We start from the raw sequence: 24,889 nt of genomic DNA, 5'->3' as shown, positions 1-24,889 counted from the left end.
CCGAATGGGACCACGATGTCCTCATGGTCACCAGACGCCTCCTGCGGCCTCGGCGCAATGCGCGTACGCTTATGTTTTTACGCCGGTCAGTGAGATGTGCCACCGGTTCGCCGGGAGGTGGAGGTGCTCAGCGCCACCGAGCAGTTCAGCAGGGAACGCGCCCCATGCGGAAAACTGAGGGGCGGGGCTCGCCACCGCGAAGACGACGAAGCGGGCCTGATCATTGACGATCTGCGTTACGACTGTGGCTGCCGCCGGATTAAGCACGAATTCCACGACGGCAGCGTTCGGATCAGAATCGTCCGCCATGACGGCAAGGTTCTGATGGACGAGCACAGCGCCGACCACGAGGTCTGACACACGCAACACCTTGGTGGTGCCACCATGACCGCTTTTCACCACGTTGTGATCGTTGGCGGGGGCGGTGCGGGCCTGCGTGCGGCCATCGCCATCGCAGAACACAACCCGCGGTTGAGTATCGCGATCGTTTCCAAGGTATATCCCATGCGTAGCCACACCGTCTCCGCTGAGGGTGGTGCCGCCGCAGTAGCCCGGCGCGACGACAGCTTCGAAGAACACGCATACGACACGGTCTCCGGCAGCGATTGGCTCTGTGACCAAGATGCGGTCGAGGTCTTCGTCGAGGAAGCACCGCTGGAGTTGCTCCAGCTGGAGCACTGGGGCTGCCCATGGAGCCGCCGACCGGACGGCCACATCGCGGTGCGGGCGTTTGGCGGCATGACGAACAACCGCACGTGGTTCGCAGCCGACAAGACCGGTTTTCACTTGCTGCATACCCTGTTCCAGACCACACTGTCCTATCAGGACATCGTCAGGTACGACGAGTGGTTCGCCACAACGTTGCTGGTCGACGACGGCAAGGTGTGTGGCATCGTGGCCATAGAACTGGCCACCGGACGCGTCGAAACCATTCTCGCCAGCGCCGTCATCGTCTGCACTGGTGGCTGTGGGCGAGTCTATCCGTTCACCACGAACGCCAATATCAAGACCGGTGACGGTATGGCGTTGGCCTACCGGGCCGGTGCGCCGCTCGAGGACATGGAGTTCGTCCAGTACCACCCGACCGGCCTTCCGTTCACAGGCATCTTGATCACCGAGGCGGCGCGCGCGGAGGGCGGCTGGCTGCTGAACAAGGACGGTTACCGCTACTTGCAGGATTACGACCTCGGGATGCCATCACCGGTGCCGGTCATGCGAAGCATGGAACTAGGGCCACGCGACCGACTGTCGCAGGCCTTCGTGCACGAACTCGACCGGGGCCGGACCGTCGGCACACCGTACGGACCCGTCGTCCACCTCGACATACGCCACCTCGGCGCGGATCTCATCGACACGAAGTTGCCGTTCGTGCGCGAGCTGTGCTCGAAGTACCAGAACATTGACCCGGTTCGGGAGCTGATCCCGGTACGTCCCGTCGTCCACTACATGATGGGCGGCATCCATACCGACATCCATGGCGCAACACCACTTGGGGGTCTCTACGCCGCCGGAGAAGTCGCCTGCGTCAGCATCAACGGCGCCAACCGGCTCGGATCGAACTCCCTTCCCGAGTTACTGGTCTTCGGCGCACGAGCCGGCCGCGCCGCCGCCGAGTACGCGAGCTCGGCCACGGCCGGCCCGAGCTCGGCGGTCCTGGCGCGAGGTCGTGTCGAACGGGACCGGCTGGAACGAGACCTCACGCGCCACGCCGAGGGATCCGAACGTGTCGCGCACATCCGCGCCGAGATGCAGGAGACGATGGAGACCAGTGCCGGGATCTACCGGGACGGCGACTCCCTCGCCGGCGCGGCCGACAAGTTGCGCGAGCTTCGCGATCGGTTCGGCAGCGCTTGCCTCGATGACCACAGCCGGACGTTCAACACCGAACTGGTAGCGGCGCTGGAACTGTCGTGCATGCTCGATGTGGCCGAATGCATCCTCGCCTGCGCGCTGGCGCGGGAGGAATCCCGGGGCGCGCACCAACGGACCGATTTTCCCGCCAGGAACGACCAGCGATTTCTAGCCCATTCACTGATCCATCAGCAGCCGGACGGCTCGAGCCGCATCTCGTACCTCCCGGTAACGATCACTCGCTGGCCTCCCGGCGAACGCGTATACGGGAGGTGATGGCGATGGTAGACCGGATAACACTGCAGGTCGCGCGTTACCGACCGGATCGAGAGGCCGAACCGGTATGGCAGTCCTACGACGTTCCGCTGCGCGAAGAGTGGACGGTGCTCGACGGCCTCAACTACATCAAGGACTACCTCGATGGAACGGTGTCGTACCGGTGGTCTTGCCGGATGGGCATCTGCGGTAGTTGCGGTATGACCGTCAACGGCGACCCACAACTGAGCTGCGCCACCTTCCTGACGACCTACGCGCCGGGGCCGGTGCGGGTCGAGCCACTGCGAAACTTCCCGGTGATCCGGGATCTCGTCATAGAGATCAGCGACTTCATGCACAAGCTGACCGAGGTCGAGCCATGGCTGATCAGGGAGGAACACCGCCCACTCGAAAGCGGCGAATACCTGCAAACACCGCTCGAAATGGACGACTACTCGAAGTACAGCATGTGCATCAACTGCATGCTCTGTTACTCGGCCTGTCCCGTATACGCACTTGATCCCGAGTTCCTCGGCCCGGCGGCGATCGCGCTGGCCCAACGCTACAACCTCGACTCGCGCGATGAGGGAGCTGGAGATCGGCGGGACGTTCTCGCGTCGGCGGAGGGAGTGTGGTCCTGCACCTTTGTCGGAGAGTGCACCACCGCCTGCCCCAAGGGTGTCGACCCGGCCGGCGCGATCCAACGCTACAAGCTCACCGCGGCCACGCAATCGCTCCGAGATTTCCTCATGCCTTGGCGGACACGATGACCGCGACACCCCTGTACCGAAAGCCGATCTCCACGTTCTGGTGGGTGCGACGCCGCTCATACCTGATCTTCGTTCTGCGCGAACTCAGCAGCGTGTTCGTCGCCTGGTTCGTGGTATATCTTCTGATTTTGGTCAACGCGGTCAGTTCGGGAAACGAGGAGTACCAGGAGTTTCTGAGCTGGAGCGCTGGCCCGGGCGTGCTCACACTGAACATGATCGCCCTGCTGTTCGTGCTTATGCATACGGTCACCTGGTTCAACCTCGCGCCCAAGGCGATGGTGGTGCGTGTGCGGAGCCGGCGCGTCGCACCGGTCGTGATCCTCGGGCTGCACTATCTGCTGTGGGGTCTGCTGACGGCGATCACGCTGTTGGTGGTGTTGCGATGACGAAAAGGAAGTCCCTGGAACCGTTGGTGTGGCTGCTGTTCAGCGTCGGCGGGATGGCCGCTGCGATGCTGATACCTGTGCTGCTGTTCCTGTTCGGCCTCGCCTTCCCGCTGGGCTGGCTTCCCGCGCCGGACCACGCATATCTGCTCTCGGTGTTGCGCCATCCTGTCACCCGGTTGGTCCTTTTCGGACTCTGTGTGCTGGCTCTGTTCCATTGGGCACACCGCTTCCGGTACATGATGTACGACGGCTTGCGGCTCGAGCAGTTCAGCGTGTTGATCGTCCTGACCTGCTACGGCGGCGCTGTCATCGGCTCGGGAACGGCCGCGTACCTCCTGCTTCGCGCCTAAGCGACCTGCAGCGCCTCCGACGCGCCTACCCGGACGCCGTCGGCATGGGCGCCAGCTCTGCCGCGACAGAGAACTCTCGACCCCGGGATGGGGACTGTCAGGATTCGGCGCAATAGCAGGTAGCCTGATCAGCTACCGACGCCGCCATGATCGGTCCAGGCGATAGCCCGCAGCGGAAATGAGCCCATCCCGTGTACTGGCGCCGGCAGTGCGACCAGCCTGGCACCGGCGTCGGGGACCGCGTCCAAGTTCGTCATATGCTCGATGATCGGGATTCCCGCACCGAGCAGAGTGTGGTGACACGGCCGCGTCGGCAGGGACGTATCGTCGATGTCGAGCGAGTCGATTCCAACCAGTGCCACATTGGCGGCGACCAGCGCATCCGCCACCTCGCCGACCAGGAAAGGATGCCCGTGGCCCCGGTATGCGGACGAACCCCACCTGGCCGACCATCCGGTGTGCACGAGCACCGCCTTTCCCCATAGCCGCGCCGGGTCGCCGAGCACATCAGGTCCGACCGCGCGAATCCTCGCCGCGCGGATCATCACGATCGGCACATTGAAGAGCCGCTCCAGCGGCAGCTCCGCGATGTCGGCGCCATCGGCGTGGAAATGGAAGGGCGCGTCGATATAGGTCCCGGTGTTGCCGACCATATCCACGCGCGCGATGTCGTAGGCCATGTCGATCAGCGGGGACTGCTCGCGCGAAATATCTGTTGTTACTCGCGGACCGGGCAGGCCCGGGTCGGTGAGCATGCCGTCGGAGATCGGATGCGACAGCTCCACGATCACCCTGCTCATGCTAGGGACCGTACCGGCCGACCCCGCCGTAGGTGGGGATGATCCACTCACCGCCATTCGGCGATCAGGTCACTGTCGGATCATCTGTTCTGCTTCTTCGCCTTGTTCGGCTTCTTCTTTACCTTCGGCTTGTCGTGGTCGGGCTCCCACTCGAAGCCCGCGAGGTTCTGCTCGCAGTGCCAGTTTTCGACCACAACATCGTCTCGGTCTCGTTCGCACCAGCGCTCCGCCTTGCCGCACGCGGTGAGGCTGAGTCCGGCGGCCAATGCGATTGCTACGGCGGCGGTGCGGAATCGGTTGTCATGCATCGGTTTTCCTATCGCGGTGGTTGTGGACAGGTGCCGGACTTCGTCGGGGATCTCGGCGCGACGGTCGGCCGGTGCATCGGCGACGCTGATCGCCCTCACCTAAGCCAATCGCCCTCGCCTAAGCCATCTGTATCCATATGCGGTGGACTGACGCCTGCCTCGCCGACACCGACCCCGTGCGAGTGGCACTGGAATATTATGGTGCGCAAAGTATTTGCGTGACGTGTCGGGAGAACCCAGCTGGGTGTGCGGCGTCACATCTACCCCGCACATAGACCGTCGAGCTTCATCCCTGCGGTTTACTAGGCGGGTGTGTGATGTCTTCGGGGGGCCCGCTACTCGGGCCGATAGTGTCAGCCGGCAAGAAACTGTCGATCGAAACCGCCGTACTGCGGGAGGGTGGACGGCGGGGCGCGGCGGTTCAGGCTCGTCTTCCGTGATGCGCCTCGATGGCCCGCGCTTGCCGATGCGGTGGGTTGCCGAAGTGGTTGCCCCTGCAGTCGTGATACTGGGAGTTCTGGCGTTGGCGCCCGGAGTGGCCGGCGCTGAGGCGCCGACGTCCGGGCCCAATACCGGGTCGTCCGATGGCTACCAAGCCCCTGCCGAGAGCGCCGACCTTCCGGCCCGGCCAGTCATCGACCGTATCGAGCCGATCACCGACCGGTGGCTGCGGGTATTCGTGAAATCGCCCGCGATGAACCGTGTCGTGCAGGTGCAGGTGCTCCTGCCGGCCGACCGTAGCCGGCCGCGCCCCACCCTGTACATGCTCGACGGCCGCGGGGCTCCCGAGAACACCAGTAGCTGGATAGAGCACGGTCATGCCGTGGAGTTCTTCGCCGACAAAAACGTCAACGTCGTCCTCACGACCGGTGGTCCGGCCAATCTCTACACCGACTGGCAGCGACACGACCCTGTGCTGGGAACCAACAAATGGGAGACGTTTCTCACCCGCGAACTGCCGCCACTGATCAACGCGCAGTTCGAAGGCAACGGACGTAACGGGGTGCAGGGGGTCTCGATGGGCGCCGAAGCAGCGATGATGCTCACATTCCGAACACCGGGCCTGTACTCCGTCGCCGCGGCCCACAGCGGCTGCTACACCGTCGCCTCCGGCACCGGTCAAGCCCAGGCCCGCGCGATCGTCAAAACCTACGGCGGCAACCCGGACAACATGTTCGGCACACTCACAGACCCCGACTGGCGCGCCCACGATGTCATGGCCCACGCGGAAGCCTTGCGCGGCACCAGAATCTACCTGTCCAGCGGTAGTGGAATCCCTGGAGAACACGACGTACCCGGCAAAGTCGAGCTTCCCGACGCCATCACCGTCGGAGGCCCTCTCGAAACCGGAGCCTACGAATGCGCTCGCGCACTGGGGAACCGACTGGCACAGCTACAGATTCCGGCGACGGTGAATCTGCGACCCACCGGCACGCACTCCTGGCCGTACTGGGTCGATGAACTGTCCCGCTCCTGGCCGACCATCGCCGAAGCACTCGACGACAACCACTGACGATGGCGACTCGGGTGGTCGCCGACGCCTCGACCGGATACCGGACCGTCCGCCGGTTAGAAGCGCGCACAGTCGTCCGTTCGGCGGCCTGCGCCCGATCGCTGCCGCGGGCCAGGGGGCGGATCACTAGCCGTGGCAGTACACCCGTACAAGCACCACGCTGTCAGGCAGTGCCTCCAATCTAGGCCGTGATCCGAGCCAGGTCGCCCAGCCGCTCGATTTCACTTGTCGGCGAAAGGAGCACACCCGTTGGGCGGTGGCCCCTTTCGCCGACATGTCATTCGTAGAGGGCGAGTGGTGGCTAGCGGGACTGCATCTGGCGTGCCTGCTGGCGAAGCTGATGCAGCTGCAGTTCCCACTGTCCGGAGCGGTCCTGGGTACGGCTGGCCTGATCCTCGGCCTGGTGGGCCAACTGGCTGGCCTGCTCGGCCTGGTCCTGCGCCGACTGAGCCCGCTGGTTGGACTGGTTGGCCTCGCCTTGGGCCTGCTGGGCCTGGCTCTGGGCCCGGTCGGCCTCGCCCTGGGCCTGCTGGGCCTGGTTCTGCGCCTGCTGGGCCTGTTGGCGCGCCTGCTGGGCCTGCTGGTTGGCCTGGTTGGCCTCGTGCTGGGCGATCTGCGCCTGATGTTGAACCTGACGGGTCTGGTGCTGCGCCTGCCGGGCGAGGTTCTGCGCCTGCTGGGCATACTGACGTGCGTTTTGGGCTTCCTGCCGCGCCTCGTCGATCTGAAGCCGCAGCGTCATCTCCAAGTCCCGAATGTTCTGGATGTCCATAACATCGCCGCGCTTGGTGTCGGTGTTTGTTTCCTGTGCCATGTGAGCTTCTCCAGAGGTTGGTTGAGTGGACAGACTCGATGGACCAGACCTAGTCTGACCGACGCACCGCCACTTGGTCAGCAACTTCGCCGCAACCTTTCAGAAATAAAGTGAACTTGCCGTTCGATCGGGCCCGGTACCTGCGAAGCTCCGCCACAGACCCACGGCCGCAGGTCCGTATGGGATTATTCTTCCGCCGATCGACCCGAATGGCCGCACGATCAGCGCCCAGCCCACCGTAGCTAGAAGGTTGCGGTAATTATGTCACCGTCGGCGGGTCCCATACCGCTTGTCGGCCGTACCGTAGGAATCGCTCCGCCTGGCTGGTGGTGTGGGTGATCTAGTCTTGGATGGTGTCGATGGATTCCGGCTGCGGATAACCCATCCGGCCACCGGCCGCGCACAGCGACTCGATACGCTCCGCGATTTCGATGATCTCGCTTCGTTCGAAGCCAGTGATAAGGTGCATGTGCGAAGGATTTCTCGATCGAATTTGTTTGGTGCGCAAACTGTTTCATGAGGAATCCGTCGCACACAGGCGCACGTTGACGGCGAAACCTGCTGTCCCAGAGCCTGGTAAGTCACGTCTCGAGTCGGAACTAGATTGGTCAGTGTGAGCAACAGTCACAGCCTGCTACCTCCCTTCTCGAGAGTACGTGGGGCGAACTCGTCCTCGAATCTCGCGCTCCTGCCTCGGGTTGCAGCGACAGCCGTGTCAGTCGTCGGTCTCGATCAAGACGACGTGTACCTGCTCGTGTGCACCGGTTCCACCTCGAAGATGCGATCGCGTCCGAGCACTCGATCAGGGTCACGATCGAGCACGGGCACGCAGACAAGCAAAGCTACGACTGCTCATCGGCCGCGTAGTGATATCAGACCGAATCCCACCAGCCGCTCGACATTCCGGCATTCCTGCTCCCCCGCGCCGCGGCCGGCTGACCGGTTCGGACGTAATCGAAGGGGATGGCGATGAGTGGCGTGGGCCGTCGGCGTTTCATTTCCGGGGGCACAGCCGCCCTAGCGGCCGGCCTGTGGGCACCGGGAGCCGCCTCAGCCACACCGTGGTCACTGTCGTCCAACCCCAAGGTTCGCACCGGTGACACATCCCGCGGAGCTGGTATCGCCGAAGAGGCAGCGACGAGCACGTTCTTCGCTACGGTCTTCGTGGAGAGCGCGGCCTCCGTCGGCAGCAACAGCGATGGCGATCTCTGGCCGACCTGCTGGGCGGACGACGACGCCCTTTACTCGGCGAATGGCGATGGCCGCGGATTCAGCGAAGAGCAACGTCAAGACATCGTCGTCAACCGGATCACCGGCGACCCTGAATCGGGTATCACCGGGGAACGGTTGGCCGCCGCCGACCAGGTAGGCACCATCTGGGGGGATCCCGACAAGTACAACAGGAAGCCGACTGGGATCGTCTGTGTCGGCGGACGCCTCTATGTGGCCATTCAGGACCTCCGTACAGGCACGGACGATTTCGCGTTCAACGACGCACCCAATGCCAGCGTCTCGTGGTCGGACGATCACGGACGCACGTGGCAGAAGACCCAGCAACCGATGTTCACCGACTATGTCTTCACCACTATCTTTTTCCTCGACTTCGGGCGCGACTCCCGCGATGCTGAAGACGCATTGGGTACCGAGGCGGCGCGCTATGTCTATGCGTACGGTCTGGACGGCAACTGGCGCGATTCCTTGAGCGACACGGTGCCTGATCCAGTCGACCTGTACCTCGCGCGGGCGCCGAAGGAGGCGGTCGAAAAGCGGAGCCGCTGGGAGTTCTTCGCCGGGCTCAGCGGTGCTGCACCGGTGTGGACCAGGGAGGTCACGGCCAAACAGCCAGTGCTCCACGATGCCAGGCGGCAGTACGAGACGTTTCGCAATTCCGGCCGGTACCCGCACAACCTCTCGGTGATCTCCCAGGGTGGCGTCGTCTACATAAAACAGCTCGAGCGCTACCTGTACACCTCATGGACCGAGTACACGTTCGAATTCTATGAGGCACCCGCCCCGTGGGGCCCTTGGCGGCTGTTCCTGACCAAGGACTTCGGCGGCTACCCGTGGTTCGGCCGCGGCGCCCGCCGGCCCGGTCCGAAGAACGGTGGCTACGGCACGACCATCCCGTCGAAGTTCGTCTCCGCCGACGGCGCGTCGATGTGGGTGCAGTCGAATTGGTGGGTGGGCAACTCCGGTGGCGAGGCGGCTTACACCTTCAACCTGCGGAAGCTGACCCTACGGCCGTTCACCGCACAAACCCCGGCAAATCAGCCGGACCCGCGTGACAACCTCGCGCACTCCGGCGAAGCCGTCACGCCAATCGAGAAGTGCGCACACTACGGTCACGGCGAGTACTACCACGACGGCGACCTGACCAAGAGCGAGGACAGCTTCGATCAGGAGAACAAGGACTTGGACTTCTGGGGCTTCACCTGGGCCAAGCCGTACCGGATGAACAAAGTCGTGTACACCACGGGAAAGATGTTCGACGATGGCGGCTGGTTCGGTGCAAACCTGCGAGTCCAAGTACGGCAAGACTTCCAGTGGGTCGACGCGCCGAACGCGAATGTCGCACCGCGCTATCCGTACGACTCCTCCGCGGGGCCGTTCAAGACGTTCACATTCACGTTCGCGACCACATGGGGTGACGGCGTGCGAATCGTCGGCAAACCGGGTGGTAGCGCTTGCTTCACCTCAATCGCCGAGCTCGAGGTCTACTACCGCGACGCTTGTTGTGGGAGTGGGAGTTAGATCGAGAGAATATGGGCCAGCGCGGGGGTGGCCGCCGCGATGCCCTTGCCCGCGGCCGGCCCAACCCACGATCGCCCGGGAGAACAGTCGATCACGAATATCACATACGCGAACCGCCCCAGGCGGGCACATGCGTAGCACACGTCACACCGGGAACCGTCCCGCTGTCGACCTGAGCATGCTTACCCAGACGCGCAGCGTCTCGGCATGGACTCCCAGTTTCGGGGCAAGCGCCGGCAAGCGGCATACACCGACGAATACGGTCGACTCGTTCCAGCACCATCTTCACCGCACGCTCACGCTGCTCGCGGAAAACCTTGGGTTCTGAGACTTGGCTGAATCCGCGTTTGTGCGCACAAGCAGTGGATAAACCCGGCTTGAAAGCATCTGATGAAGCGGGTCCGCCCCTCCCCGTGAGAGGACAGTTCGATGGGTTTTGCAGAGATGCGCCGATTTCGTCGTGATCCGTTGGGTTTCCTCGAGAATCTGCGCCGCGCCAGCCCGGTGGAGGTGTTCAGGCTGCCGTGGGGTGGGTGGTGTGTCGGCGAAACGGGCCTGGCACTGACGGTGTTGAGTGATCGCGCTTTCCATGAGGGGATGTCTGGGTTCTTCGGTTCTATGCTGCCTTCGCGATCTGCTCAGGTCGATTTCGGCCGTGCTGTGCGCGCGATCCTGCGGACGCATATGCCCGAATACCGCGAGTCCCTGGCAGCGGCAGTGGTCGCGATGCCCACCGTCACCCGCTGGCCTGCGGCTGGGGTCGAGCTGGCGTATCGGTGCACCGCGGGCGTGCTGCTGCACCCCGATGGTTCCCCCAGGTTGCGGCAATTGCTGGAGCGAAACGCACGCGTGGGCGCGCTTCGTCCGGCACGAATGGAGCAGCGGGCTCGCGCGCAGCTGCTGCGCGTCAAGCTATCCACCGCGCTGACCGAGCAGGTCCGAGACCGGCGCAGGGGCACCTGCCGCACCGCAGAAGCCGAGCCACGGGATCTGCTCGATGCCGTGATCGGTGTCTGTCCGGACGAGGTCACCGACCCCACGGTGGCGCAGCTGTATGTGCTCATGTTCCGGTCCATCGTCGGACCTCTGGGCTACTCGCTCGCGTGGTCAGTGCTGCTGGGCAGTCTACACTCTCCCGGCTCGCCTTGGTCTTGGCCCGTGGACTGGGTCGTACGTGAGGCATTGCGGCACCGGCCGGTCTCCTGGATGGTCAGCCGTCCCGTCCCCCATCCCACCGAACTCGGCGGGATCGCATTCCATACCGGCGACCTTCTCTCCGTCAGCCCCTACCTGCTGCATCACGACGAACAACACTGGGATAGACCCGAGGCATTCCAACCCGATCGCTGGGCTCGACCGAGCACACATCGCCCGTACGTGCCCTTCAGCTTCGGCCCCTTCACCTGCGCCGGCGCCGCGGTCGCCCACGAGCTGATCACCGAAGCAGCCACCGCCCTCACCAGCAACACTTACCTGCGCGTCGTAGGCGGCGGCAATACCCGCCCGATCGTGACCAACGCCGCCATCCCCAAGTCATTCACCCTGCATCACACCCCCACACACGACAGAGTCGTAGGAAGGAGGTGGCGCCATGATCAAGGCATTGCGGTTCATCCTCACCAACAAGCCGACCCGCTCTTGGAACCCGGCTGATTACGGTTGATCCGGCTACCCGCTGAGTGGCTCGTACACCGCGCACAAAGGTTTACGTGCCACCCAGTCACATCCCCATTGTGAGCTACTGCCAACCACACCTTCTGGTGCCACAAGAGCAGGGGTGTCTGTTCTGTCCACCAACCCGTCCAGACGGTCCGGACCGAGGTCTCAGCGCAGTCGTCACAGAGATGCACCGCCTCGAGTCGTCGTCAGAGGTCCAATAACGGCGATTACTAAGCATTTGCTTCACAGTGATTGGAACCGCCTTCGGCCCGCCCGATGAGCGCAACGCGAGTATTAAAATCAGTGGTAGATCCAAGCATGAGGCACCCCTTCAGGCCGGCTGCCTTTGGCTGCCAATAATTCGCCTATACCCCGAGTCGCCGACGGCGACCTAGAGTTACGGCCCATGGTGCAGCCAACTCCCTGGCAAACGATCGCGGCGTCACACCAACGGCAGATTAAGACAGCCAGCACAGCCAGCCACCCCGAAATCGCCTCTCCCCTACGGCGTATCGACATCCGGGCGATCCTGGCCGCACGGCGGGACGACTGGGGCTACTTGGGTGCCGCAGTCGGGAGCGTACTCACGTTCGCGCTGTTGTTCCGGCCGTGGCTCGCCATTACCGGTGCCGACGGCAAGATCTGCACCAACGCCTTCGGTCGCATCACCGCCACTACGTCTATGGTGGGACTCTGGTCGTCGTCGCCACCGCCCAGCGCGAAGCTCAGCGGGCTGTGGGGCGTCCTCGCGGGCGTGGCGGTCGTCGTCACGGTGGCTACCGTCGTGCTGAATCTCCGGGCCCGCACCGAGACGCTGTCCCGACTGGCGGTGGGCTCCACGGTCGCGGTCGCGGTTTTCGTCGTCTTCGCCCTGGTCTACTTCAACGGCAAAGGGAACGACTTGCGGGCCGTGATCGGGTCCGGCCCACCGCGGGACATGGGCACCCAGATCGGCCTGCTCATACGTACGGCCGCAGGCAACGGCCAGTACCCCGTTCCCGGGCTGCGCACAGTGTCATACGCAAGCCCGACTCTCACAACATCGGGGATCGCCGCAGGCACGACGTCGCTGGCATCGGCGGTGGTAGCGGTCGCCCAACTGCTGCACGGAAGCAAGCTTGGACCCGCGCACGCGCGGACTACTGACAGGTCACGGCGCGGTTAGCAGTGCCGGCCGCTGCGCGGTCGGACTCCCACTGAATTCGCGCGACGCCGTCTCCCACGGAACCCCCACAGCACAACCTTCGGAAGGTGTGATGACGCCGGTACCGCCGAACGCCTCCACGACCTCCTTCGCGGCGGACCGCTACAGCAGTGAACACCGCACTGATCGGTCGGCGCAGTATCGCCACCCTGCGCGCGGGTGAACCCTCGGGGCGGCGACTTCACCAACTCCCACGACTTGCCCGGCCAGCGCTTCGGCAACTCCTCGACTACTGCCGAACGCCATGCAGCAACCGATCCCGACACATCGAAGAACGAATACATCGATGTGGGACACCGGCTTGGTTCTATCGATTTGATCAAAGTAGAACCCGACATTGCGTGGGTTCGGTGCGGACTGGTACCCCCTGACCGCATTAGCGGGGTATCCCGCACAGCTCATTGCGTTGATCATCGTCGACGAACTCACACCGGCTGCGTCGAGAATCTCTACAAGTCATCGACGAGTTGCGCAAAACCATGGCTCGCGTGCAGGGAATCCGCCTCCAATCTGCGTCCCGGTGACCGAATCGAGACAAATCCAGCCGCGTTACCAAGCAATTTCTGTGTTCTGCGTCACATCGCGTTTTAGGGCAAACTCCCCGCATAGACGGCGTAACGATGTACTCGACAGGGCTGTTCCAAGATCGACAATATCTTTCAGCCACTATTTGTTTTCCTGATGTTCACTTGCCGTGACCAAGATGAGATCAGTCCCGACTGGACCTGAATTCTGGTGGGACGAAGGAGTAGTTCACACACTCGGGAAACGACCGCAACGGAATTATATTCACCCGGCGGCGGTCGCCGGAGAAACCAGCGGTACCACAGCCCGCGGCCGAATTCTCCTCCGCATGACAGCGCTCTCGCCGGGCACCGACCCGAAATCACCGCGTCGCGCCGCCAGGAATTCGACCCCTGGCCATCACAACAGAATCCGAAAACAGCACATGAGCCGATACAGGCGAACTCCCCCCACCGGACGCCCGCCGTGGATCCGTGCTGTCTCCTGCTGGCCGGATCGCTGCACTAGCAAGGAACTGATTTCGCAATGCCCGATTTACGCCTTTCTCCTTTTCACCGCATGTCGCTCCGCGACGGAGTCACCCTCGTAGTGACCGCCATCGGCGTCATCGCCGCCGGCACCTGCGCCGCGGTGGCCGACAACGACAGTGTTCCGTCCGGCATTGCGATGGTTGCCGAGCAGAGGCCGGTCGCCGATGCCGCGCCGATAGACGCCCTGGCACTGCCTGCACTGCCCGCACTACCTCCGCTGCCCGCACTGCCGCCTCTGGGCTTCCTTCCCCCGTCGCTACCCCCCGTCTACGAGAACAACCTCGATGGCTGGATCCGCCAGTCCCTCGACATCATGCGCGTCCACAACATCCCGGGCAGCTACGACGGCATCCATCGCAACGTGATGCGCGAATCCGGCGGCGACCCCCGCGCAATCAACCTGTCGGACTCCAATGCCGCCGCCGGCACCCCGTCCAAGGGGCTACTTCAGGTGATCGACCCGACCTTCAACGCGTTCCACGTCGACGGCACCGCATTCGACATCTGGGACCCGGTAGCCAACATCACCGCGGCATGCAACTACGCGGCCCACCGCTACGGCTCTATGGACAACGTCAACTCGGCCTACTAGCGGCTCGCCCGTGACCTTGCCGGACGCTCAGGCGTTAGCCCGAGCGTTCGCTTCTGGCCAACGCTCTCTTTGCGCAGCCGAATTCGTGCGCGATGCGGCGAAGGTCTGCGCGGGGGCGAGCAATCGGCGAGGCTCCTATGCCCAGGCGAGCCGACCATGGGCACGGTAGGTATGGTCCGCAGTGACCTAGGAGGAATGACTGCCCATATGAACTACCAGCACGGCGGGCCAGGTGCCGCACCAGGTGGTCATCCGCCCCCTTATCCCCACCTGCCGGGTCACGGCTATCCGCCGCCTCAATCTTCGGCGGGTGGTGGCACCGGAATCGCGGCGGCGCTGCTTGCGCTGCTGGATGGCGGATGGAAGATATTCGGTCTCGTCTCGATGGGGACGGGCGGATCACGGACCTTCGACACTCTGGCAGGTCTTGCGCTGGTCAGTGTCGCGGTGACCGGATTTGTTGCGTTTCTGCTCATTCTGGGCGGCGTCCTGCTGCTGTGTCGATTGACCGTCGGCAGAGTTCTGGTGATTGTCGGCAGCGCGCTGAGTTTGATCAACATGGCTGTCGGGCTCGCGATGGTAGGCCTTTTCGGCCTGCTGCCGATAGCCGTCTGCGTGCTGACGCTAGCGACCCTTGTCCTCGCCGCCATCAGTCCGACCGGCCGGTGGATCGCGGGACGTCGTCAATCAACTCTGCCGTACGGCCACCAGCCCCCACCGCCATATGGTCAGCCCTCGTCCCCGCCGTACGGCTACCAGCCTTACGGATATCCAACCGCTCCACCGCCCGGCCCTCCAGCCCCACCGTACGGCCAGCCGCCATATCCGAACCGCTGACTCACTGGTTCCGAGCATGTTCGGGGGGGGTCGTCGCCGGGCGGATTCCAGCACATCGGCAGGCGTGGCCACTGGAGTGCTCGGTCTGGCCGTGGGATGTGGTCCCGGTCAGAAAACCCGGAGGATTATCCCGGGCGGTTCTGCTTCAGTGTCGAGGTGATCATGATGCAGGCCGTCATCGAGGTCCCGGCCTTCGACACCGAGTCGCTGCGGCCATGGCCCGTCACGTCGGTAGCCGCGGGGGCATGGTTGGCGCTCGCCGCTGGCTGTACCGATGAGGAAGTCGGGCTGTTCGTAGGCGCTCTGGCTCATCACCTCGATGTCGAGTCTCCGAGCGGCCGCGATGAGGTCGTGGCCGCGTTGCTCGCCGAGGAAATCCTCATTGTGGCTGGTGGCCTGCGTTTGCTCGACACGGTCACCGGGATGGCCGTGGTGCCAGGCTGCTGCGCCGGGCTCGAGGATTGGCGGGATTGGGGGCAGGTGCTCACGGGTGGATCGCCGTGGCTGGGACACGACCCGGGCCCGGCGGTCGAGATCGGCGTCGACGGTGGTCTGCGTGTGTGGCAGGACGGCGGCCCGAACTGTCACCACGGCCGCTGGGCGGGAACAAGCGTAGCGCTGCCCCCGTTCGTGCTGCCCGACCTGCTGAGGAACGTGCAGCAAGACTTGGTCGGCTTCCTCGCCCTCGTGAAGGCGTGGACGGAGCGCAGTGGGTTGGGCGAGAACGGAACCGCTCTTGTGACGGCAATCGACCGGAACTTCACCATTACGGCTCCGTTGAATCTGCCAACCGATTGAGCGACGGCGGATTTCGGCTCGGCCGGCTATTGGGTCGGGGATCTGTGTGGTGGCCTGGACCGGTTCATGTTCCTGCTCAGCAACAGTGGCGGCGAGGGTTTGTTCACTGCGGATGATGGTGTTCATCGAGCCTGGTCTCGTGGTTTCGCCGTCGTGACGTGGTGGTAGCCGAGCGCGTCGGCGACAACGGGAGCAGGCAGCTGCTGGACGTGCTGGCGCATGGCCGATGTCCGGCCCGGAACATTGAGAACGCCAAGCGCTTTCAGCAGGCCGCCCAAGGTTTCGGGGTGCATCGGTTGCCCGACCAGTCGGCCGGGGAACAACCAGCGTGACTTCGCCGGGAGGATTCGCCGATGGCCAGGGCCGCTGGGCGGCATCGCGTCGGCGGGTGCTGGCGGCCACCAGAACCTGGGGCATCTGCGCACTCGTGAGGGCATGGCCAAGGCGCGCGCCAAAGGCCGACTCAAAGGCAAACCGCCGAAACTGCCGCTCGCAGCACGGAAACCGCCGCTACCACGACCCCGACGACGACGCGAGCCTGGCCGACCTCGCCGAGGAATACAGCGTCGGCCGCTCCACCATCCACCGCATCATCAGCAGCAGCGCCACCCCGCCCCGGACCTGACGCTCACCTGTAGCCAACCCGACCATCATCCCAGGGGGTCAAGGTCGAGGCCCTCGATTTCGCCGTGCCAGCCGTCGATTTCGGCATGCTGGCGGCGGAGCAGGAGGCCTCCCTCGATTCCGTCGACGCGGATCATCATCTTGTGGTCGATGTGCAGCATCGGGCAGCGGATGCCGGCTTCTCTGAACTAACTCACCATCCATTGTCGCCAATTCGATAGCGGCGATGGGTGCGTGAGTGTCTCGTCAAAGCTCGAGAGGTCACTCGTTGATGGCGGCTTGGCGGGGTGATCAGTGCTTCTGGGGCTTACGAACCAGCAGTTGGGCCTGTTGGAACTGCCGCTCGTTTTCGTTAGGCTCGCGCAGCATCCGGGCGACCTCTACGAACCCGGCCTGGCGCAACAGTTCCGCGAGACTGTCTGGCGACCATCGATAGGCGAGCGTGACTTTGTGGTCGAATTCCTGCGGCAGCGGGTCGTCGCCGGCGAAGAATCCGAGAAGTAGGTGGCCGCCCGGCGCCAGCACTCGCTGGAACTCGGTGAACACGGCTGGCAGTTGCTGCGGTGGTGTGTGGATGGTGGAGTAGAACGCGAGAATGCCGCCGAGAACTCCGTCGGGGAGGTCCAGGGCGGTCATCGACCCCTCGTCGAACCGCAGTTCCGGATGGTCTCGGCGGGCCAGGGCGACCATCTCGGAGGACAGGTCGATGCCGAAGGTGGTCGGCCCGAGCGCGTTCAAGTGTGCGGTCACGTGGCCGGGGCCGCATCCGATGTCGGCGACCGGTCCGGCATTGTGGGCCTGCACGAGTTCGGCAAACGCGGCCAGCAGCGCACGTTCCAGCGGTAAGGTCTCGAGCACGTTACTGAAAAGCTCGCCGTAGAGGGAGGCAACGGCGTCGTAGGCAGCCCTGGTGTCGTGCAAGACGGAGGATTCGGTCACAGCGGGAACCATAGTCCGTTGCCGGTGCCCCACAACCTGACGCTGGGCTGGGGATCCCGGCCTGCCCCGATCATGAAGTTAGTTCAGTCAATAGGGCGTGCTCGCGTGAGCAGGGGGTGGCGTATGGGCGGCGGCCACAGTTGCCGAGCTCGAGCTCGCGCTTGTCGAATGCTCCTGGAACTCGGTCTATTCGGGGTCGGTGACCGGGCGGTATTCGGTCTTTGGCCGCATCTTACGGCGTCGTTGCCCCCTGCAAGTTCGTAGCCGGCCGCGGCGCGATACTGAGCGCGTCAGACAGCTGCGGCACAGCGTTGTACCCGAGTAGCCGGGGGCGTGGTGCAGCGATCGTGTCGTTCCGATCGACTCAGCATGACCGCTGCTACTGTCGGCCCGATGCGACTCGTGTCGAGTATCGGTGCGGTGCTATTGACCTGCGCGTTTGTGCCGATGCCTGGAATGCCCGCGGTGGCGACCGCGCAGGGCGGGCAGGCGGTCGGAGACGACTGGTCGGCGGTCTCCGAGACGTTCGAGCCCGAGAACTTCCGCGCTGCACCGTATCTCGGCAACGGACGCATCGGCGCGATGATCCCGCCGAGCGGCGGCGGATATCAGGACTACGGCGCCTCGGTGCGGACATCGTTCCCCTTGGTGCAACCCCGCTACACCGGAACGTATCTCGCGGGTTTCTATGCCAGGCAGTCCGTGTCGTGGAACAACACAGAGGTGATCGCCGCGCTCCCCGCGTGGTCGGGCTTGGCCGTCGACGTCGCGGGCCGAACCTACCGGGCCGACGTCGACCCGGCCGCGGTCACGCACTACCGCCAGCGCATGAACTACCGCGATGCCACCGCCACCACCGAAGTCACCTGGACGCCTGACGCGGAACACTGGCTGGATCTGACGTACCGAACTTTCGTGTCACGGGCGCAGCCGAACCTCGCGGTCCAGCAGCTGACCGTCACCCCGCACTTCTCGGGGCCGCTCACCGTCACCGACATGATCGATGGGGCCGCCGCGCGCAGGGTCACCCCGACGATGGCGACGTCCGATTCGAACCGGGGACAGACCACGGTCGGCGTGCGCGCCGACGGCACCGACAGCACCGCCTTCCTCGTATCCACGGTCACCACCCCTGATGAGCTGGGTGGCACCGCAGTACCCTCGAACGGGTCAACGGCTGGAATACGATTCGACGGCACAGTCGCGGCTGGCCGCAGCTATACGGTCACCAAGTACGTGGGAATCACCTCCGGTGCGGACGGCGCGGACCCGCGCGCGATTGCCACCGAGGTCTCCGACTCCAGCGCGGCGCGTGGTTTCGCCGCCATCCACGCCGAACACGCCGCAGCGTGGGATCGTTTGTGGCAGCCCGCCATCGAGATTCCCGGCCGCGACGACTATCGAGACTGGATCCGGCCCGCACTGTATACGGTGCTGTCCAGCGTCCGGGCTGGACAGCGGTGGTCCGTGCAGCCAGCGGGGTTGTCCTCGGACGACTACGGCGGCCTGACCTACTGGGACGCTGAGACCTGGATTTTTCCCACCCTGCTCGCGCTTTATCCCGAATTGGCCCGCACTGTGGTGGATTTTCGCGTCGCGGCGCTACCGCAAGCCGAGGCGAACGCGCGCGCCTATGGGCTGACCGGCGCTCTGTACCCCTGGAACGACGGACCGACACAACAGTGCGCGTCACCGGCGGTGTGCGGACTGGTTCAGGAACATCTGGGGAACGAGATCGCGCTCGCGCAATGGCAGTACTATTCGGCCACCGGCGACGAGCAATGGCTGCGTGACAGCGGCGCGCGGGTGATCACGGCCATCGCGAACTACCAGGCCGCACGAGTCGGTCCGAAGCTGCCCGACGGCCGCTACCACTACGCGCCCGCGGCGGGCGCCGACGAATACGTCTCGGTTTCCGTGGACAGCGCGCTCACCAATGCCGGAGTGATCGCCACGATGCGCACCGCGATGTCGGCGGCCCGGCTGGCCGGACTGCCGGTGAACCCCCGGTGGGCCGACATCGCCGCCCACATGGCGATGCCGCCGGACATCGTCCCGGGGGTGCCCGCCGAGTATCTCGGGTATCAGGGCGCGAAGATCAAGCAGGCCGACACTGTGCTGATCAGCTACCCGTACTCCTATGCTGCACCGGGCTACTCCCCTGAGGCGACCCTGGTGTACTACTTCGACCGCACCGATCCCGACGGCCCCAACATGAGCAACAGCGTCGGTGCGATCCTCAGCGCGCAGTACGACCCTTGCCGCACCCAGCAGTTCCTGGATCGATCGGTGCAGCCGTACGTCCGATCACCGTATCGGTTCCAGTCCGAGGCGCGTAGCGACCGGTCGGGTGAAAACACGATCGGTCAATCGGCGTGGATCTTCGTCACAGGTGCGGGCGGATTCCTCCAGGGTTTGCTGTACGGGCCGACCGGGCTGCGGTGGGCCGAGACGGGTCCCCGCCTGGACCCTATGCTGCCCAGCGGGTTTCCCGAGGGGATGACAATTCGCGATCTCGCGGTAGGCGATAGCAGGCTGACCTTGCACATCCGACCGGAAGGCACAATGGTGGCAGTCTCTTCGGGCGGTCCGGTTACCGTCGAGACGCCCGGTGGCCCGGCAACCATCCGCCCGGCGGCACCGCTGACGTTGCCGACCAGGAGCGCCTGCCCCTGACCCGACGACATCGCACGGGAACCTCCGATCGTCGGGCCGAGGGCCTAGCTCGGTGGTCGATGGTTCGATCTGCCGGATCAAGGGGGCCACGTGCCTGAAGCGGGGATCGGTATCCCCTTGGTTCAGTAGACCTTCTGGATCCAATCTTGGTAGTGCGTGGGTGCCAGGTGCGCGTCCGGACCAGCAGTGAGCACATCGCCGGTGACTGCTGCGAACATGCCGGCCTTGTCGTCGGTGATGACGGTCCGGCTGTCGCGCTGTGCGGCCAGGGTGAGCCTACCGAGCTCGTCGAGGGGGAAGACGTCCGGCCCGGCGACATTCAGGGTCCCTCGCAGCGGGGTGCCCGTGGACACTCCGGCGACCGCGTCGACGACGTCCGCGGCGGCGATCGGCTGCAGGCGGGTGGCGGGCAGGCGGACGGCGTCGCCGTCGGAGGTCTCGGACAAGACCGCGTCCACGAACTCGAAGAACTGGGTGGCGCGCACGATGGAGTACGGTGTGGGCCCCTGCCGGAGCAACTCCTCCTGCAGGGTCTTGGCCCGGTAGTAGTCCAGCTGGGGCACCTGGTCCACTCCGACGATCGAGAGGATCACCTGGTGCCGGACACCGGCCCTGGCCCCCGCGGCAAGCAGGTTGTTCATCGAGGTGCGGAAGAAGTCCAGAGACGCCTCGTCGAAGGTCGGCGAGTTCGCCACGTTGACCACGACGTCGGCGCCCCCCAGCACCTGGTCCAGACCCTTTCGCGTGATCAGGTCGACACCGGTGGACGGTGCGGCGGGGACGGCGGCGTGTCCGGCCGCGGTCAGCTTCTGGACCACCTGCGAGCCGATCCGTCCGGTACCGCCGATGACTATGAGCTTCATGGTTCTCACCTTTCACGGCGTGCCACCTGGGCATGCCCGGGGTTCATAAGGTCGATTGCACTGATGTCCGAGGTCGGTGTTCCCTTCGGCGGCCCGAGCCGATTCAGGCCTTTCCGCGGCCGTGGGCACGATAAGTCGACTACCTTCCGGTTTCCAGCATCCCACCAGCAAACCGGTGGTGGGATGTGTCTGGGAGATGTCGATGAATTCGAGCCCTGCGGCGTCATGCCGGCTTTCCTACAGCCGGGTCCGCGCGCGGATCGACGCCCACTACCGACACCGACAGACCCGGAACTGGCTCCCGCCGCAACCCGCAATTGACCCAATGCGACCGCGCTGAAATCGGTGGCGCTGACGATCGCTTCACCGCGCACTGCCGGTGAATCCTTCATCTGCCGCAAGACCACCGAAGAAATCCTCTACTGCTTCGCGATGCCCAGGCCACTGAACCCGACCGGCGGCCCTGCGGCAGGAATACCATGCGCGTTCCGCTAATCGGACCGATGTCTTGCTGCTGAACGCCGATGGCGAGTTAATTAGCTTGTCGGGGACGGCCGGGAAAAACTACCCGGGCCATGTGGGCCGTACCCGAGCGGAATCTGCCGAGGTGGGGCCTTCGACATCAGTTTATTGAAGGGATCATCATGAGTAAGAAGTTGCGGGCGACGGCAGCAGCCGTAGCGATGGCTCCGGTAATCGCCATGGGTTCGGGTATGGCCTCCGCTGAACCGGCACCAGCGCCGGCACCGGCGCCAGTACCGGTATCGAGCGAAGCGGTCCAGCCGGCCGCGTTGTGGTTCCTCTTTCCGTGGAGTCTCGGGATTTGTATTCCCACGCTAATTTTCTATCCCGTCTGCGTGGTATGAGCCATAGGTAGGGGTTCGTGTTGCAGCATGGTCTACAACACCGATCCTCCCGAGCTGCTCGGTGGGTCGGGTGGTGCACTGGGGGTGTGAATGTCGGCGGCTGATGTCGCACACTATTGATATGCCAGCGGTGCACTCACCCGTCAAGGACCGCAAAAGCGAGCGCGGGGTGCTCGAGCGGGCGTTCACGGTGTTGGAGGTGCTGAGTGGTGCGGACCGGGGCCTCGGACTGAGCGAGTTGGCGCGGGAAGCCGGTCTTGCCAAGACCACCGCCCACCGCATCGCGGATCACTTGGTCGCGGTCGGCGCCGTCGAGCGGATCGACCATCGCTACTTCATGGGCTCGCTCACCGCTCGATTGGGTCGTTCCTGGCAACCGGATCCCGTCCTCGGCCGGGCAGCCGCCGATCCGGTGCGAGCATTGATCGGTTCGGCGGATGCCGTGGGTGTGTATGTGCTGTATTCCGGACAGGGGCGTCTGGTGACGGCCGCCGCCCGGGGAGATCGCTGCTGGTTGCTTCCTCCGGATTTGAATGCCGTCTACACTCCGCTGGCTGCCGCCTGGTACTCCCTCATGGTTTCCGGCGATGTGTGGGGGCCCAGGGTGCCGTTGTCCGCATCGCAGTGGCGGCAAATCGTACGCAGTGTGCGCGATCGAGGTTTCGTCATTTCCGATCATTCCGACGGCGCCGTCGGAATGAGCTGTGTCGCAGCGCCGTTGCGCAGCACCGACGGACACCTACCCGCGACCATCACCGGGCTGGTTCTGACTCCCCAGCCCCCGCCGGGTTTGACCGACCTTGTCAGGTCCGCGGCGGACCGGATCGACCATTGCCTCCGTCATTTCCCGCCGGGCAATGGTGCGGGGACTCGCGTACCTCGCGATTCCTGGGTCGACAACCGAACAGACCGCTGATTCGGTATCGAGCGACACCAGCGTGGCTCTCGTGCCCGAGAGCCGGTATCGTCCGGGAGCGGTGGCTGAAGCGGCGCCACTTCGTAACGGGGTCATACCTTCCTGCTAACAGCAGCGGCAGAACATTCCCGGCGGACGTCCTATCGCGTGCCGGACCCCGTCCGCGCCCCTGTCGCCTCCCCTTCTTTCCGTCTGAATGTGGCATTCAGCAAATGCGATCGGGTGAATGCCACTTTCAGACGGTTCAGGAAGGGGGCGAGAGGGCGGGGATCGATGTCGTGGAGTGCCTCGGTCAGCAAGCGGATGGGTTCGGTGCACGAGTCGTAGCGGGCACTGGGATCCTTTGCGAGCGACCGATGCAGGATCGCGTCGACCTCGGGCGGGATCCAGTGTTGGCGCTCGGAGATCTTGGGTGGTGGATCCTGCAGTTGGGCCTCCGCAGTGGCCATGAGGTCGGCGCGGAAGAACGGCGGCCGGCCGGTGAGCAGGTCGATGGCCGAGCAGGCCAACGCGTACTGGTCCGTGGCCGGGGACACCGTGCCCGCCTGCAGCAGTTCCGGCGCGGCATACGGCACCGACACGACGACGAAACCGTTGGTGGCCAGGGGCGGTTCGGGCCGCTGGAGCCACCGGGCCTGATCGAAGTCCGAGATTTTCACTGTCGCGGGGTCGTCCGCGCCCATCAACACATTCGCCGGTTTCACGTCGAGATGGACCACACCGTTTGCGTGCGCGAAATCCAATCCCGCCGCGACCTGAGTCAGCACGTGGAGCACCTGCCGCAGATCCGGGTGCTGGTGCGGCATTCGCACCAACGTCGACACCGTCGCGCCTGCCACATACTCACGCGCTGACCACAGCCTGCCGTCGTTTTCACCGTGCGTGTACATCCGCACGATGTTGGGGTGTCGTAGCGCGGACAAAATGTCGAACTCGTGCACAAATCGCGCCCGCGCCTCGGGCGACCGGCTGTCGTCCGGCCCCAGAATCTTCAGTGACACAGGCCGCGACCGTTCCGGATCCTCGGCCAGATACACTTCGCTGCTGCCGCCATGACCCAGCCGGGCCTTCACAACAAATCCCGCAAACTGGTGACCTGGCTCGAGTACCACCGCCTCACCATAGTTCGCCGGTGCCCGCTGCGTGCCGGATGTCCACTACTTCCGGAAGGGTATTCGCCCGGACCACATTTCGGTATGTGCTCACGTAGCTGGCCGCGAGAATGTCCTGGATTGCCGGCAGGGCGGCATTGGTCGGCACAGTGGGCCATTGTGTGTACTGGACAATAGTCGACCGAGCGGTGAACCGTATGCCGGAGGGACGACCTCAACGCTCTCGAAGAGTCTCGTGAATTGCGTTGTGATCGAAGCCACTTCGTGGTCGACGAGGGCGGGGTACTACTGGAGAGCACTACAGGTGATCCGGCCGGCCGCGTAGAGGGCGTCGCATGTAGCTTGTACTCCGGCCCAGGAACATGCCCGAACAGATCTGTGCGTTTTCCGTGCTGGTCGGCCAGCGCAGTAAGCGCGATCATCGTTCTTCCGAGACGCGCAACCGCCTCCGGTACATAGATTTGCGTTTCGCCGCACTCGATTTCCACACTTCGGTGGCAGCGGCTTCGGCGCCCGGCGCCGTCCCAGTCCTGGGGTATCGCTGCTAGCCGCTCGTGCCGTCACCTTGGCAGTCCATCGTCGTCGGTGATCATGATCGCCGAACATCCTCGGCGAGAAAGCGTTCGAGGCATCGCGTACTTCCTGGGGCGTCTCGCCTTCGGCGATTCCTTGCGGTGACTGCCGCATCTGGCACCACAATCTGATCGGATCCACGGTCGCCCAGTCACTGATTGCATACGACCCACTGACCAGGCTTCGGAGTTGCTCATCCAGGCAACTGCCCCGAATGACTGGCCGTGCGCCAATAGCATCGTCTACCTTCTAACGTCCAGGAATCTATTCAGCAAGGAGCTGCAAGTGCGTCTCGACGGCACGGAATTCACCGCCGACTGGCCCGGTCGGTATCTCACTGCGAACGGCATGGTGATTGCCGCCCGATCCAGGCCACA

The 24,889-nt window shown here is 64.4% G+C and carries 25 protein-coding genes; 15 read left to right on the top strand and 10 right to left on the bottom strand.

Translation table 11 applies throughout. The annotated features are described in order from the left end of the window. Window positions 1-69: 69 nt before the first annotated feature. Window positions 70-516 (bottom strand): hypothetical protein, encoded by a 447-nt coding sequence (locus tag OH799_RS05175; RefSeq protein ID WP_406282949.1) that lies wholly within the window; start codon window positions 514-516, stop codon window positions 70-72. Between OH799_RS05175 and frdA the strand changes: the two genes are divergently transcribed. The 4 genes from frdA to frdD are packed head-to-tail and all read left to right on the top strand — an operon-like array spanning window position 406 to window position 3,612. Further along, window positions 406-2,127: a fumarate reductase (quinol) flavoprotein subunit gene (gene frdA / locus OH799_RS05170; RefSeq protein ID WP_406281811.1), complete on the top strand. Its 1,722-nt coding sequence runs from the start codon at window positions 406-408 to the stop codon at window positions 2,125-2,127. The genes OH799_RS05175 and frdA overlap by 111 nt on opposite strands. A gap of 5 nt (window positions 2,128-2,132) precedes the next feature. Continuing rightward, on the top strand, window positions 2,133-2,876 hold the full coding sequence (gene sdhB / locus OH799_RS05165; protein WP_406276294.1) for a succinate dehydrogenase iron-sulfur subunit: 744 nt from the start codon (window positions 2,133-2,135) through the stop codon (window positions 2,874-2,876). Further along, window positions 2,873-3,262 (top strand): fumarate reductase subunit C, encoded by a 390-nt coding sequence (locus tag OH799_RS05160; protein WP_406276292.1) that lies wholly within the window; start codon window positions 2,873-2,875, stop codon window positions 3,260-3,262. Before sdhB ends, OH799_RS05160 begins: the two co-directional genes overlap by 4 nt. Beyond that, a complete protein-coding gene (frdD, locus tag OH799_RS05155) occupies window positions 3,259-3,612 on the top strand; it encodes a fumarate reductase subunit FrdD (protein WP_406276290.1) in 354 nt (117 codons plus the stop codon). Before OH799_RS05160 ends, frdD begins: the two co-directional genes overlap by 4 nt. A 128-nt stretch (window positions 3,613-3,740) precedes the next feature. On the opposite strand, the gene OH799_RS05150 is transcribed toward frdD, so the two are convergent. Together OH799_RS05150 and OH799_RS05145 are read right to left on the bottom strand one after the other, a co-directional pair. After that, the gene (locus tag OH799_RS05150; protein WP_406276288.1) at window positions 3,741-4,412 is read right to left on the bottom strand and encodes a cyclase family protein; all 672 of its coding nucleotides are present in this window, start codon (window positions 4,410-4,412) and stop codon (window positions 3,741-3,743) included. Between the two features lie 80 nt (window positions 4,413-4,492). After that, window positions 4,493-4,720: a hypothetical protein gene (locus OH799_RS05145; protein ID WP_406276286.1), complete on the bottom strand. Its 228-nt coding sequence runs from the start codon at window positions 4,718-4,720 to the stop codon at window positions 4,493-4,495. A 484-nt stretch (window positions 4,721-5,204) separates the two neighbouring features. Between OH799_RS05145 and OH799_RS05140 the strand changes: the two genes are divergently transcribed. Then, on the top strand, window positions 5,205-6,233 hold the full coding sequence (locus tag OH799_RS05140) for an alpha/beta hydrolase (RefSeq protein WP_406276284.1): 1,029 nt from the start codon (window positions 5,205-5,207) through the stop codon (window positions 6,231-6,233). Between the two features lie 301 nt (window positions 6,234-6,534). Here the strand turns inward: OH799_RS05140 and OH799_RS05135 are convergent, their stop codons facing one another. Then, on the bottom strand, window positions 6,535-7,047 hold the full coding sequence (locus tag OH799_RS05135) for a hypothetical protein (protein ID WP_406276282.1): 513 nt from the start codon (window positions 7,045-7,047) through the stop codon (window positions 6,535-6,537). A gap of 340 nt (window positions 7,048-7,387) precedes the next feature. Further along, window positions 7,388-7,516: a hypothetical protein gene (locus OH799_RS05130; protein WP_406276280.1), complete on the bottom strand. Its 129-nt coding sequence runs from the start codon at window positions 7,514-7,516 to the stop codon at window positions 7,388-7,390. A gap of 500 nt (window positions 7,517-8,016) precedes the next feature. Here OH799_RS05130 and OH799_RS05125 point away from each other — a divergent pair, with 500 nt between their 5' ends. The 8 genes from OH799_RS05125 (at window position 8,017) to OH799_RS05090 (ending at window position 16,568) form a co-directional block, all read left to right on the top strand. Then, window positions 8,017-9,798 carry a hypothetical protein gene (locus tag OH799_RS05125; protein ID WP_406276278.1) on the top strand — a complete coding sequence of 594 codons (1,782 nt, stop codon included), beginning with the start codon at window positions 8,017-8,019 and terminating at the stop codon, window positions 9,796-9,798. A 429-nt stretch (window positions 9,799-10,227) separates the two neighbouring features. Further along, complete coding sequence (locus tag OH799_RS05120; protein WP_406276276.1) at window positions 10,228-11,451, top strand: cytochrome P450; 1,224 nt, start codon at window positions 10,228-10,230, stop codon at window positions 11,449-11,451. Between the two features lie 412 nt (window positions 11,452-11,863). Next, window positions 11,864-12,622, top strand: a complete 759-nt coding sequence (locus OH799_RS05115) for a hypothetical protein (protein WP_406276275.1) — start codon at window positions 11,864-11,866, stop codon at window positions 12,620-12,622. 1,122 nt (window positions 12,623-13,744) lie between these two features. Continuing rightward, entirely contained in the window at window positions 13,745-14,308 is a 564-nt protein-coding gene (locus OH799_RS05110; protein ID WP_357264685.1) for a transglycosylase SLT domain-containing protein, read from the top strand. 195 nt (window positions 14,309-14,503) lie between these two features. Beyond that, window positions 14,504-15,145, top strand: coding sequence for a hypothetical protein (locus tag OH799_RS05105; protein WP_406276274.1), 642 nt, complete (start codon window positions 14,504-14,506; stop codon window positions 15,143-15,145). A 156-nt stretch (window positions 15,146-15,301) separates the two neighbouring features. Beyond that, window positions 15,302-15,943, top strand: coding sequence for a hypothetical protein (locus OH799_RS05100; protein WP_406276273.1), 642 nt, complete (start codon window positions 15,302-15,304; stop codon window positions 15,941-15,943). A 158-nt stretch (window positions 15,944-16,101) separates the two neighbouring features. Beyond that, the gene (locus OH799_RS05095) at window positions 16,102-16,275 is read left to right on the top strand and encodes a hypothetical protein (RefSeq protein WP_406276272.1); all 174 of its coding nucleotides are present in this window, start codon (window positions 16,102-16,104) and stop codon (window positions 16,273-16,275) included. Continuing rightward, on the top strand, window positions 16,272-16,568 hold the full coding sequence (locus tag OH799_RS05090) for a hypothetical protein (protein WP_406276271.1): 297 nt from the start codon (window positions 16,272-16,274) through the stop codon (window positions 16,566-16,568). The genes OH799_RS05095 and OH799_RS05090 overlap by 4 nt, the downstream gene beginning before the upstream one ends. A 25-nt stretch (window positions 16,569-16,593) precedes the next feature. On the opposite strand, the gene OH799_RS05085 is transcribed toward OH799_RS05090, so the two are convergent. Next, window positions 16,594-16,728, bottom strand: coding sequence for a hypothetical protein (locus OH799_RS05085; RefSeq protein WP_406276269.1), 135 nt, complete (start codon window positions 16,726-16,728; stop codon window positions 16,594-16,596). A 130-nt stretch (window positions 16,729-16,858) separates the two neighbouring features. Next, on the bottom strand, window positions 16,859-17,506 hold the full coding sequence (locus OH799_RS05080) for a class I SAM-dependent DNA methyltransferase (protein WP_406276268.1): 648 nt from the start codon (window positions 17,504-17,506) through the stop codon (window positions 16,859-16,861). Window positions 17,507-17,875: 369 nt separating this feature from the next. Here OH799_RS05080 and OH799_RS05075 point away from each other — a divergent pair, with 369 nt between their 5' ends. Beyond that, window positions 17,876-20,182: a hypothetical protein gene (locus OH799_RS05075; RefSeq protein WP_406276267.1), complete on the top strand. Its 2,307-nt coding sequence runs from the start codon at window positions 17,876-17,878 to the stop codon at window positions 20,180-20,182. Between the two features lie 122 nt (window positions 20,183-20,304). On the opposite strand, the gene OH799_RS05070 is transcribed toward OH799_RS05075, so the two are convergent. Beyond that, window positions 20,305-21,045 carry an SDR family oxidoreductase gene (locus tag OH799_RS05070; RefSeq protein WP_406276265.1) on the bottom strand — a complete coding sequence of 247 codons (741 nt, stop codon included), beginning with the start codon at window positions 21,043-21,045 and terminating at the stop codon, window positions 20,305-20,307. A gap of 987 nt (window positions 21,046-22,032) precedes the next feature. Between OH799_RS05070 and OH799_RS05065 the strand changes: the two genes are divergently transcribed. Beyond that, entirely contained in the window at window positions 22,033-22,827 is a 795-nt protein-coding gene (locus OH799_RS05065) for a helix-turn-helix domain-containing protein (RefSeq protein WP_406276263.1), read from the top strand. A gap of 140 nt (window positions 22,828-22,967) precedes the next feature. Here the strand turns inward: OH799_RS05065 and OH799_RS05060 are convergent, their stop codons facing one another. Beyond that, window positions 22,968-23,900 (bottom strand): serine/threonine-protein kinase, encoded by a 933-nt coding sequence (locus OH799_RS05060; RefSeq protein WP_406276260.1) that lies wholly within the window; start codon window positions 23,898-23,900, stop codon window positions 22,968-22,970. A 43-nt stretch (window positions 23,901-23,943) separates the two neighbouring features. After that, window positions 23,944-24,087, bottom strand: coding sequence for a hypothetical protein (locus OH799_RS05055; protein WP_406276258.1), 144 nt, complete (start codon window positions 24,085-24,087; stop codon window positions 23,944-23,946). Window positions 24,088-24,889 lie beyond the last annotated feature (802 nt).

It is taken from the genome of Nocardia sp. NBC_00881, from assembly GCF_045207455.1.
In the GTDB taxonomy this organism is placed as follows: domain Bacteria; phylum Actinomycetota; class Actinomycetes; order Mycobacteriales; family Mycobacteriaceae; genus Nocardia.
The sequence above is the reverse complement of the archived record's forward strand: the minus strand, read 5'-3'. Positions and strand labels throughout refer to the sequence as shown.

Coding starts and splice junctions, on each gene's coding strand:
- sdhB (WP_406276294.1), top strand. CDS start 2,133: ATGGTAGACCGGATAACACTGCAGGTCGCGCGTTACCGACCGGATCGA.
- OH799_RS05160 (WP_406276292.1), top strand. CDS start 2,873: ATGACCGCGACACCCCTGTACCGAAAGCCGATCTCCACGTTCTGGTGG.
- frdD (WP_406276290.1), top strand. CDS start 3,259: ATGACGAAAAGGAAGTCCCTGGAACCGTTGGTGTGGCTGCTGTTCAGC.
- OH799_RS05150 (WP_406276288.1), bottom strand. CDS start 4,412: ATGAGCAGGGTGATCGTGGAGCTGTCGCATCCGATCTCCGACGGCATG.
- OH799_RS05145 (WP_406276286.1), bottom strand. CDS start 4,720: ATGCATGACAACCGATTCCGCACCGCCGCCGTAGCAATCGCATTGGCC.
- OH799_RS05135 (WP_406276282.1), bottom strand. CDS start 7,047: ATGGCACAGGAAACAAACACCGACACCAAGCGCGGCGATGTTATGGAC.
- OH799_RS05130 (WP_406276280.1), bottom strand. CDS start 7,516: ATGCACCTTATCACTGGCTTCGAACGAAGCGAGATCATCGAAATCGCG.
- OH799_RS05125 (WP_406276278.1), top strand. CDS start 8,017: ATGAGTGGCGTGGGCCGTCGGCGTTTCATTTCCGGGGGCACAGCCGCC.
- OH799_RS05120 (WP_406276276.1), top strand. CDS start 10,228: ATGGGTTTTGCAGAGATGCGCCGATTTCGTCGTGATCCGTTGGGTTTC.
- OH799_RS05115 (WP_406276275.1), top strand. CDS start 11,864: ATGGTGCAGCCAACTCCCTGGCAAACGATCGCGGCGTCACACCAACGG.
- OH799_RS05110 (WP_357264685.1), top strand. CDS start 13,745: ATGTCGCTCCGCGACGGAGTCACCCTCGTAGTGACCGCCATCGGCGTC.
- OH799_RS05105 (WP_406276274.1), top strand. CDS start 14,504: ATGACTGCCCATATGAACTACCAGCACGGCGGGCCAGGTGCCGCACCA.
- OH799_RS05085 (WP_406276269.1), bottom strand. CDS start 16,728: ATGCTGCACATCGACCACAAGATGATGATCCGCGTCGACGGAATCGAG.
- OH799_RS05075 (WP_406276267.1), top strand. CDS start 17,876: ATGACCGCTGCTACTGTCGGCCCGATGCGACTCGTGTCGAGTATCGGT.
- OH799_RS05070 (WP_406276265.1), bottom strand. CDS start 21,045: ATGAAGCTCATAGTCATCGGCGGTACCGGACGGATCGGCTCGCAGGTG.
- OH799_RS05065 (WP_406276263.1), top strand. CDS start 22,033: ATGCCAGCGGTGCACTCACCCGTCAAGGACCGCAAAAGCGAGCGCGGG.